Origin of the sequence: Agromyces sp. NPDC052230, assembly GCF_040679595.1 — a bacterium.
In the GTDB taxonomy this organism is placed as follows: domain Bacteria; phylum Actinomycetota; class Actinomycetes; order Actinomycetales; family Microbacteriaceae; genus Agromyces.
Genome location: NZ_JBFAVC010000003.1, coordinates 456,089 through 465,893, shown reverse-complemented (window position 1 = coordinate 465,893; position 9,805 = coordinate 456,089). Strand labels below are relative to the sequence as shown.

The window sequence follows — 9,805 nt, the reverse complement described above, 5'->3', positions numbered from 1 at the left end:
CAACGCTTTGCTAGCCTCCGAGAATCACCCCTCGTTGCGATGACTGCTGGAATACAAGCCGCCGCTACTGTCCAGTTTTCGAGCGTCGTCGACACTCGCCGTCTGATTGCCATTTAAGTATCTCGGCAATTGTGTATGTCTGTGGCTCGCTACCTAGCATCTTTGGGTGCCCTTCTGACCGATCGTTCGGCTCATCCTGTCAGAGGCAATCGCAGGCTGTGAATGAACGACGCGAACTTCTTCGAGATCCGGTCTAGCCCGGACATTACAGTCGGCTCACGCCCGGCGGTGTCGAGTGGAGGGTGGGCGGCGGGCCGGCCGCGCAGCTCGGCGGCCGGCACCCGGCGGGCGGGTGCTACAGCGACGCGAAGGCCTCGAATGTGCCACCCTCGGGCAGGTTCTCCACGTTCCACAGCGAGGACTCGAACTGCGCGGTGCCGCCCGCGGGCAGGCGGTCGATGAACGTGAAGTCGCCGCCGACGATCGTGCCCGCGGCATCCCGAGCGATCACTGCGACCGTGACCAGCTCCTGGTCTTCGCTGAACGTCGATGTGACCTTTCCGGTGACGTCCATCCACCCGTACTCCTGGGTCGTCGCGATGTCCGACACGGTGAACGAGCCGGTCTCCGCGGCGGGCGACGAACTGGCGGCAGCGCTCGTCGGACCGCGCACCTCGAGCTTGGCGATGCTGCCGGCTCCGACCGAGAAGAAGTCGCCGACGATCACCGTGCGGCCCTGCAGGATCGTGGAGTAGTCGCTGCCCGAGTCGAGGATGACGCCGTTCGTGTCGACGGCCTCGATCGTGATGCCGGCCGACGGGAAGACGTGGTCGGGGTTCGGGTTGTCGAGCACCACCGCGTACCACCACATGTCCGACTCGATGTCCTTGCCGAACGCGGTCTCGACCACGGCGAGTTCCTGCACGGCGGGCTTGGCGGGCTCGGCCGCGGGTGCGGCATCCGCTTCGGGCTCGTTGCCATCGTCTGCGGATGCCCCGGCTGCGGGCTTGGGCGCGTCGGCCGTGTCGGCGGCGCGGTTCGCGGCGTTCACGCCGTTGATGACGAGTGAGAGAACCAGGACGGCCGCGGTGACGATCCAGGCCATGGTGCGGTACTTCGCGTAGCCCTCGAGCGGGCGGCCGAGCTTGTCGCGCTGGGCGCCGGCGAGCACGAGGATCAGGTCGACGAGGGCCCACACGCCGAGGCCGCCGAGCGTGAAGAGCTTCCCGAGCGCGGTGCCGATCTTGCCGAGGTAGAACCGGTCGACACCGAACACGCCGAGGAAGAGGGCGAAGAGCCAGGTCGCGATGAAGGACTTCGGGGCGGAGTTCGTCGTCGCGTAGGGGGAGGTTGTCGGGGCGGACGCTGCCGTCGGAGCGTCCGCCAGGGCGCTGCCCGGCCGGTCGGCGCCGGGCGCTGTCCGCTCGGTCCACGCGTGGCCGTCCCAGTAGCGCCGGCCGCCGTTCCCGTCGTCGTACCAGCCCGCCGGAGCGTCGGCCACGGCAGGTGTGTTGGTCGTGGAGTCAGTCATGGTGTTCGCTTTCACTGTGAGGTCGGATGCGTCGAAGGCAGTCCGCATCGCCGCCGGGTCGACAGCTGACCGACGTTACTCAGGTGGTCCGACGCGGCATGCCCGAATCGCGTGGTCGAGGCATCCGAAGGCGCAACAGAAAGCGCCTGTGATCAGCGGATGTCGCGGCATCCGCCCCACAACGTGGCACATCGTTCGGCGGCACCATTGCCGGGCGACCAGCGCGCTGCCGACCTCCTACCGCGAAACTCGACAGAGCGATCGAACGTCACGGACCGAGGGTCGCAAGCGGAATGACGTGCACGCCGGACGGCAGGGTGTACGCGTACTCGGTCGTCGTGATCACGGCCAGATAGGCGGGCGCGCCGACGCGTTGCAGGTCGACGCGCTCGTCGCGGAGCTTGAGGAGGTTGGCCTCGGCGGCGGCGATCGCGGATGAGCCGAGCTTGATCTCCGCGGCGCCCCACACCCCTCCCGGATACTCGATCACGGTGTCGATCTCGAGCCCCGTGTTATCCCGATATCGATACACGCGACCGTCGTGCAGCGACGCGTAGACGCGCAAGTCGCGCACGGCCATCGATTCGAACACGAACCCGAAGTACTCCGGATCGAGAGCGAGCCGGTCGGGGCCGATCCCGAGCGCAGCGCATGCGAGCGCGGGATCTGCGAGATGGATCGTCGGCTTGCTCCGGAGTCGCGAGCGTGACCGGAGGTTCACGCTCCAAGCCGGAAGCGTCTCGAGAGCGAAGACCGCGGAGAATGCGTCGAGGTACTCGCTGATCGTGTCAGGGCCGATTCGCCCGTCGGCGCCGCTGACATCAGCGGCCAAGGTCGTGAATGACGCTTCCGTCGAGAGATTCCGTGCGAGGGCCTCGAGTGTGCGTCGCAAGCGTTCGACATCCCTTCGAACGCCAGTGGCATCTCTGATGTCGGCCCGGGTGAGTTCCTCGCTGTACTCGCGGTTGAAGCGCTGTGCTTCGGTGAGCGATGCGTCCACGAGCGCCGGCCAGCCTCCGCGAACCGCCTCCGCCGCCATGTCTCGATAGCTCAGTTCCGATGCGGCCGAAACGCGATCGGGGTGCGACATCAGTGCGGCCAACGAAACCTGGCGGTTCGATCGGCCGGTCTCGGCCAACGTCATCGTGCGCAGTCGAACCCGGGCGATACGTCCGATGCCCGAGTGCCTGGTGATGTCGTCGGGGGGCGTCGCAGACCCGGAAAGGAGGAACTGGGCGGGTGAGCGCCGCGCGTCGATCTCGTGGCGCACGGCATTCCAGAGCGCCGGGGCGAGTTGCCATTCGTCGATGAGTCGCGGGGTGGCGCCTTCGAGCAACGCGTCGGGGGCGTTCTCAGCGACGGCGACGAGGCTGGGGGACTGATCGAGCCGAACCGAACTCGCCGCGTGGTGGAGGCCGGTCTCCGTCTTGCCGCTCGCACGCGCGCCTTCGATGAGCACGGCGCCCAGAGAGGCGAGGCGATCGGCGATCAGTGCGTCGGCCACACGTGCAATGTAGGTCATCTCGAGATCATACCGGTTTCTGCAACGATTTCAGACCCAGTTCTGCAACGATTTGAAACGCAGTTCTGCAACGATTTCAGACCCAGTAAAGCAACCAAATGAGACCTGACCTTGCAACACATCCATTCTGATTTCTGCAATCCGGCGGTCGGATCCACTCGGCTCGTATAGGCCGCGGCTGGTCACCGCACCGGTTAGCCTTGGCGGGGTGACGACGCCCTTCGACGACCCTGAATTCCGTGCCCAGCTGGCGAAGATGGGGGTCGTGCACACGCCGGGTCTGGCCGATCGGATGCTCGGTGAACTCGCTCCGCTCTTGAATGCGGAGGGCATCGATCTCGACGATCTCGAAGGCACCGACCTCGAAGACCTCAACGCGGCGCTCGCGAGGGCGACGGAGCGGCACAACCTTGCCCTGTTCACCCCGGTGGGGGAGCACCGGGCCGGGGCGCTCGCGGTGCTCGCCCAATTCACCGAGGCGATCGCCGACGGCGACGATGAACGAGCGCGCGCCGTGCTGGCGGCCATCGGACCTGAGCCCGCGGATGACGCCCCGGCGGTCTCGCAGGTCATCGGTGCGAGCCTCGGGCTGCTCGACGCCCGTCATACCGATGCGGCGCTGCGGGCGGCGTTGGCCGGCACCCGCGTTCCGAAGTGGGGTGGGCGACCTTCGAAGGCGGCAGCTGTCGACATCCTCGCGCTGGCAGCCAAGGGTCGGGCGTTCGATGCGCGCGACAGCCTCCACCGTCGGCACCGCGGGCTCGCCGTCTTCGAGGGGGGCGCGCTCGTCGTCGCCGCCTCGCTGATCGCGCAGGCAGCCGCGGAGGGCGTAGAGGTGAGCGAGGTCGCAGGGCGAGTGCTCTCCGCTGAGGCGGCGCCGCCGTCGGGCAACCGCGCTCATCGCCGAAGCCTGCCGAACGACGGCCCAACCCTTCGCGAGTTCGGCGCATGGCTCGAACGACAGTCCTCGATCGGCGCCCCGACGGTCTCCGACGAGACGAGGATGCTCGAAGCGCTGCTGGCGCTCGCGCGCAACGCGGGGCTCGATGGCAATGACCCCGACGACATCGACCCGCTCATCGATGTGCTCTTCGAGGATGATGACCCTGAGGCATCCGACGCGCTCGAGAACGCGCTCGACACGCTCCACGACTACGTGCACTTCCGCGTCGAGACGTCTCGTGACGCCGACGGGTGGGAAGACGCCCACGAGGTCGTCGAAGAGGCGATCGCCGAGATGCTCCCCGGATCGGGCGCGATCGTCGACGCCATCGACAGCGCCGAGCAGATCGACCCGGCGGAGCGGCGCGCAGCGCTCGCCGAGACCCGCATCGTCGCCGCCGTGCGCGACCTGCTGGCGTGGATCGGGACGGGGCGGCCGGTGTCACCGTCGGGAGGCGTACGTCGCGCCGACATCGAACGGGTCGCGGCGATGATCGGCGTCTCGGCCGTCGGTGTCGCCAAGCGCTCGTCGGAGGAGCTCGAGTTCCCTCCGCTCATCGACGTCGACCTGAACGTCCCGTTGCCCGAACCGGCGACCACGCACGCGCGCTCGATGTACGAGGTCCCGATGTTGAGCGCCTGGTGGGAGGCGCTGGCGACCGCAGAGGTGATCACCCGAAGTGCGACCCGCGCACGACCGGGCCCGGCTGCCGGGGAATGGCTCACCCTCCCGTTGCCGCCGCTGGAGACGGCCGACATGGTGGTCGGGGTGTTCGTGGCCGAGGTGCTCACCGAACAGAGCGCAGGCGCGATCCCGATGTTCGAATCTGCCATCGCCACCGAGGCGATCCGGAGGTTGCTGGCCGCCCTTGCGCCCGAGAGCGTCGACGACGACGAAGAAGCGGCATCCAGTGAGCTCGCACGCATGCTGACGCCGCGCGCACTGCAGCGGCTGAGGCGCCTCGAAGATGCGGGCCTGCTCCAGACGGATGCCGACGGCGTGCTCGTGGTTCCTGTTGCGCTCCGCGGGGCGGTTGCGCGGGGCGCCATCCTGGCGATGGCGATGTGAATGCGGAGGACCTGGAGGAGTGAACGCGTCCCGGCCAGGCTTTCACGAGTAGGGCGGCCAAACTTTCACGCTCCCAGCGGCCAAAATCTCACATCGATAGCGACCAAACTTTCACGACGGCGGCGACCATTCTTGCACACACCTGTGCAAGAATGACCCCGTGTCCCAGCAGATCCCGCGCTCTCCGATCGGCCGACTGCTTCCTCGCCACGCGAGCCGCGCGGTGGAGGATGCGCTCGAAGACACCCGCGTGGTGCTCGTCAACGGTGCGCGTCAGTGCGGCAAGAGCACGATCGTCGCGCAGCTCGGCGGAGAGCGCGGCGGCACGTGGCGCAGCCTCGATCGCGCCGCCACGCGGCAGGCCGCCGAGTTCGATCCGACCTCGTTCGTGCGCGAGGACGGACTGCTCATCATCGACGAGGTGCAGCGAGTTCCCGAACTCCTCCTCGCCATCAAGGAGGTCGTCGACGCCGACCCGCGGCCGGGCCGGTTCCTGCTCACGGGGTCGGCGCGCGTCCTCGGCCTCCGCGGAGTGCCAGACGCCCTGCCCGGGCGGATGGAGACGATCGAACTCTGGCCGCTCTCGCAGGGGGAGATCGAGGGCCGACCCGACGGCTTCATCGATGCCGTGTTCGAGCTGGGGTCCGAACTGAGGCATCAGAGCGACGAGCTTCGATCTGGGTACATCGACCGCATCGTGCGAGGCGGATTCCCCGAAGCTGTCGCACGCGACGGGCGCCGCCGCGAGGCGTTCTTCGACAACTACGTCGCCGACATCGTGAATCGTGACGTCATGCAGCTGTCGGAGATCGAGCGCGGACACGAGATGCGCTCGCTCATCCGGCTGCTCGCGGCACGATCCGGGCAACTGCTGGTGCCTGGCGCATTGGCGGGGCGGCTCGGGCTGCCGCAGACGACCGTCAGCCGGTATCTCGGGCTGCTCGAGGAGGTCTTCCTGATCAAGCGGATCCCCGCCTGGTCGCGCAACCTGAGCGGTCGGGCGGTGTCGACCGCGAAAGTGGCCATGGTGGACTCGGGGATCGCCGCCAACCTCATCGGTCAGGATGCCGCGAGCCTCCGACGCCTCGACAGCCCTCTGGGAGGGCTGCTCGAAGCCTTCGTCGCCATGGAGATAGCGCGGCAGCTCACGTGGTCGCTGACCCGCGCCGAGCTGTCGCACTATCGCACCAAAGATCAGGTCGAAGTCGACATCGTGCTCGAGGACCGACGTGGGCGCGTCGTCGCGATCGACGTGAAGGCGTCGGCCACCGTGCGACCCGACGACTTCAAGGGCATCAACCACCTCGCCGCGCGGCTCGGCGAGGACCTGCTCGCCGGCATCGTGCTCTACGCGGGCACCGAGACCCTCCCCTTCGGCGAGAAGAACCGCGCAATGCCGATCAGCGCCCTGTGGGAGCTCGGGTCGTAAGCCGCCTTCGACCCGTCGAGGCGTGTCAGGTGCGCGTGGGACATCCGGATGTCGGTGGGTCTCCCTACCGTCGGAATCTTCGGCTACGACCGGAGTCCCCCGAGGAGCACCGTCATGGGCTCGGACTCACCCCTCAGCGCTCGCATGGAAGCGCATCTTCCCTCGGCCGGCATTCCGGCCGCGCGGGTCGACCGCCAGCAGTTCTTCGCCGACGTGCAGGCGCTCGAGCTGCGGCTCGCCATCATCGACGACCGCTTCGAGCGGCTCGCCGCCCGGCCCGAGGACGCCTACCGGGCGTGGCGTCGCGACACGGTGTCGCGCCTGCGCTCGGTCGCGGATCGTGCCGGTGCGCTCGAGGCGGCCAGCACGCTCGAGCCGTACCGCCGCCTGCACGTCGCGGCGGTGCTGACGGTGCTGCGGCGGCGCATCGTGCAGCTCGACGAGCGGCACGCGCGGTACCGCGATCGGTGGGGGCGGCCCCGGGATGGTCCGCACTGCGCCATGCCCATCGGGATCGCGACCGCGTGATGAGCCGTCGTCCTCGCCCCAAAACGGGGGGAAGCGAGCCGAGAACGGGCGCTCCGACACCGCGAAGCCCGTTCCGCGCGGCATCCGAACAATATGCTGCGTTTCGTGCCCGGCAATCGGGCACGAAATGACGAAAGGCCACCAGTGGAAACCGACCCGATGCTCGCATGGACGCTGCAGAACGAGATCCCCGTTCCCGCAGACGTGATTCCGCTGCTCGTCGAGGGCGAGCAGGCGGTGGCGTCATTCCGGACGTTCCGCGACTCGGCGACCTTCACGACCAAGCGCCTGATCGTGCGCGATGCGCAGGGCCTGACGGGCAAGAAGGTCGAGATCTACTCGCTTCCGTACAGCTCGATCAACATGTGGTCCACCGAGAACGCCGGCGGCCTGCTCGACCGAGACGCCGAGGTCGAACTCTGGACTCGCGCGGGTCACATCAAGGTCAAGCTCACGAAGGGCGCCGACATCCGCCGCATCGACAGCCTGATCGCCTGGGCCGTGCTGCAGCACTAGACCTGCCTCTCTCAGTACCGAATCGAATCAGTAAGACGAACGGGGCCCCGATGAGTGAACCGATCAGCGCGAGCGAGCAGACGTCCTCGGTCGCTGCGCCGAAGCCGACCGCCCTGCCCGACGACTTCCAGGAGCGGGTCTTCAAGGCGATCGCGGTGCAGCGACCTGCGGTGACCGCGTATATCAAGGAGGTCCGACGGAAGAAGCCCTCCGCGACCCCGGCCGACGTGATGAAGATGATCGAAGGCCAGTACCTGGCGACGACGACGGCTGCGAGCATCGCCGTCGGGGCATCCGCCGCCATCCCTGCCGTGGGTGTTCCCGTCGCGATCGGGCTCGGTGTCGCCGATCTGCTCTTCTTCTATGAGACGACGGCGCTCTTCGCGCTCTGCATGGCCGAACTGCGGGGAATCCCGATCGAGGACCCCGAGCGCGCCAAGGTCATCGTCCTCGGCGCGCTGCTCGGCGAGAAGCGGAAGAGCAACATCTCGGCACTGATCCTGGGTGCGCTCCCGGCGGGCGCAGGCGTCGCCGGAGCCCGCGCGGTTGCCGGCACGGCACTCGCGGGCGCAACTCCGAAATGGGGACAACTGCTCGCCGATCAACTGCCCGACTCGGCGCTCGTCCCCATCTCCATCGTCCTGGCGCGGCAGGCGATCGCCCAAGGCGCCGTCATGGGAACGGTCAAGATCAGTTCGAAGGCCATCCCGGTCATCGGCGCGGCTGCGGGCGGGATGACCAGCTTCTACTTCGGGAGCGGCGTGGTGAAGTCCTGCCGTGCCGGCTTCGACGACCCGGTCGAGACCTGGCCCACCTGGCTCGAGCTCACCGACAGCGACGGCGACGGAGTGCCCGACCCGTCGAAGGCGGTCCTCGCGATGCGTTCCGCATCGGCGTCAGCCAAGGATTTCGGTGAAGGGGTCTGGGGACGCATGGTGGACGCGACGGACGCGTTCCGAAGCGTCGACCTGGATGGTGATGGAGTTCCCGACGAGCCGAAAGTGCTCACCGCCGCGAAAGGCGCCGCCACGGCGGTGGGAGGTGCAGTCGGCGGGGGAGCGAAGGCGGTCAGCAATGTCGCTGCGAACGCGGCCGGGGCGGTGACCGGGATCTTCAAGCGCGGCAGGAAGCCGTCCGACGACGGGTTGGTTACCGCGGACGACGAATCCGACCGAGTCGACTGAGGAGCAGTCACGTCGTGACGTTGGCCCGTTGACGTGTTGCGATGCGTCGAGGGCGAGCTGGTGTACATGATCGAGGCACCCTGCTCGGCGCCTCGCCGGAACGCGCACGCTTGCGATCGTGAACGATCGCAGTAGTGTCGGTGGTGTCAGATCGTCGAAGACGTGCGACGCGCGAACCTCGTCCCGGGCGGGAAGTCGCTGAATCAGGACGGATCGCACGCGCGCCGACTCTCATTGCGCGTGCAGGACGAGTTGTACGAGACGCTCGAGCATGCGGCCGGGGAGGCGCGCGTCAGCGTCTCCAAGTTCACTCGTGGGGTGCTCGAGGAGTGGGCGGAGCGGCGCCGAGCGTCGTCGGGCTGAGGGAGGTCAGCTCTCGCCGCTCGGTTCAGAGAGCGACCAGAAGATCGTCTGCCGGGTGGGGATCGGCCGCCGATGGCTCCTCGCGGTGAAGTCGCGTTCGAGTTCGGCTGGGAAGGCGTCGATCATCGAGGCACGACGGAGGCGCACCGGCGGCTGAATCTTCGCCTCGAGTTCGAGTAGCAATTCTTCGGCGCGAGTCTCGACGATCTCAAGGACCGCTTCGACGAGTGTCTGGAACTCACCCACCACGCCCGGCGGCAGCGGCTGGGTCAGGGTCGGGGCCCAGATCCGCCGACGACCAGGCTCGGAAGCGAGCGTCACCACGAGAGGCCAGGTCGTCGCGAGCTCGCTTTGGGAGTGGGCGACCGTCGTGTTCCGGTACGTGCGGACTTGCTCGTGGATGCCGGCGAATTGCGCGGGTACCTCGATGTTTTCGCCCAGTGGACGCCGCACGGACGAAGACAAAAAGGCGCGGCAGTACGAAACCACTGCGAAGTCGACGAGGAAGCCCGCCATGTCGTCCTCTTCGCGTTCGCGGCACTCGGCAGCAAGGCGCAGTGCGGCGACGGCCGGCGAGAGTTCGGCGCCGGCGAAATGCATGAGGTCCAGGAAGCGGCGGCCGTCCACCGAGTCGGGCAGCAGTTCGAACTCCACCACCCTGACCTCTTCGGGCTCGTCGGGGATGGACATGCGCACGAGCATAGGGCGAGTTGATGTCGCG

At 67.8% G+C, this 9,805-nt stretch carries 9 protein-coding genes; 6 read left to right on the top strand and 3 right to left on the bottom strand.

Translation table 11 applies throughout. The annotated features are described in order from the left end of the window. Positions 1-355: 355 nt before the first annotated feature. Positions 356-1,531, bottom strand: a complete 1,176-nt coding sequence (locus AB0K73_RS10050; RefSeq protein WP_360517796.1) for an NINE protein — start codon at positions 1,529-1,531, stop codon at positions 356-358. A 268-nt stretch (positions 1,532-1,799) separates the two neighbouring features. Then, complete coding sequence (locus AB0K73_RS10045) at positions 1,800-3,053, bottom strand: DUF4143 domain-containing protein (RefSeq protein ID WP_360517793.1); 1,254 nt, start codon at positions 3,051-3,053, stop codon at positions 1,800-1,802. A gap of 208 nt (positions 3,054-3,261) precedes the next feature. On the opposite strand from AB0K73_RS10045, the gene AB0K73_RS10040 reads away from it, so the two are divergent. The 6 genes from AB0K73_RS10040 to AB0K73_RS10015 all read left to right on the top strand — a co-directional run bounded on the left by AB0K73_RS10040 (position 3,262) and on the right by AB0K73_RS10015 (position 9,084). Further along, positions 3,262-5,064, top strand: coding sequence for a hypothetical protein (locus tag AB0K73_RS10040; RefSeq protein WP_360517790.1), 1,803 nt, complete (start codon positions 3,262-3,264; stop codon positions 5,062-5,064). Between the two features lie 160 nt (positions 5,065-5,224). Beyond that, complete coding sequence (locus AB0K73_RS10035) at positions 5,225-6,493, top strand: ATP-binding protein (RefSeq protein WP_360517787.1); 1,269 nt, start codon at positions 5,225-5,227, stop codon at positions 6,491-6,493. Between the two features lie 114 nt (positions 6,494-6,607). After that, the gene (locus AB0K73_RS10030) at positions 6,608-7,021 is read left to right on the top strand and encodes a hypothetical protein (RefSeq protein ID WP_360517784.1); all 414 of its coding nucleotides are present in this window, start codon (positions 6,608-6,610) and stop codon (positions 7,019-7,021) included. A gap of 144 nt (positions 7,022-7,165) precedes the next feature. After that, positions 7,166-7,537 (top strand): PH domain-containing protein, encoded by a 372-nt coding sequence (locus AB0K73_RS10025; protein WP_360517781.1) that lies wholly within the window; start codon positions 7,166-7,168, stop codon positions 7,535-7,537. 50 nt (positions 7,538-7,587) lie between these two features. Then, positions 7,588-8,721, top strand: a complete 1,134-nt coding sequence (locus tag AB0K73_RS10020; RefSeq protein ID WP_360517778.1) for a hypothetical protein — start codon at positions 7,588-7,590, stop codon at positions 8,719-8,721. 162 nt (positions 8,722-8,883) lie between these two features. Beyond that, positions 8,884-9,084 carry a ribbon-helix-helix protein, CopG family gene (locus tag AB0K73_RS10015; protein WP_360517775.1) on the top strand — a complete coding sequence of 67 codons (201 nt, stop codon included), beginning with the start codon at positions 8,884-8,886 and terminating at the stop codon, positions 9,082-9,084. Positions 9,085-9,090: 6 nt separating this feature from the next. Here AB0K73_RS10015 and AB0K73_RS10010 read toward each other — a convergent pair whose 3' ends face one another. Beyond that, positions 9,091-9,774 (bottom strand): hypothetical protein, encoded by a 684-nt coding sequence (locus AB0K73_RS10010; protein WP_360517772.1) that lies wholly within the window; start codon positions 9,772-9,774, stop codon positions 9,091-9,093. Between the last annotated feature and the right edge of the window lie 31 nt (positions 9,775-9,805).

Excerpts from the sequence above, each read along its gene's own strand:
- AB0K73_RS10050 (WP_360517796.1), bottom strand. The coding sequence starts at position 1,531 with ATGACTGACTCCACGACCAACACACCTGCCGTGGCCGACGCTCCGGCG.
- AB0K73_RS10045 (WP_360517793.1), bottom strand. The coding sequence starts at position 3,053 with ATGACCTACATTGCACGTGTGGCCGACGCACTGATCGCCGATCGCCTC.
- AB0K73_RS10030 (WP_360517784.1), top strand. The coding sequence starts at position 6,608 with ATGGGCTCGGACTCACCCCTCAGCGCTCGCATGGAAGCGCATCTTCCC.
- AB0K73_RS10020 (WP_360517778.1), top strand. The coding sequence starts at position 7,588 with ATGAGTGAACCGATCAGCGCGAGCGAGCAGACGTCCTCGGTCGCTGCG.
- AB0K73_RS10010 (WP_360517772.1), bottom strand. The coding sequence starts at position 9,774 with ATGTCCATCCCCGACGAGCCCGAAGAGGTCAGGGTGGTGGAGTTCGAA.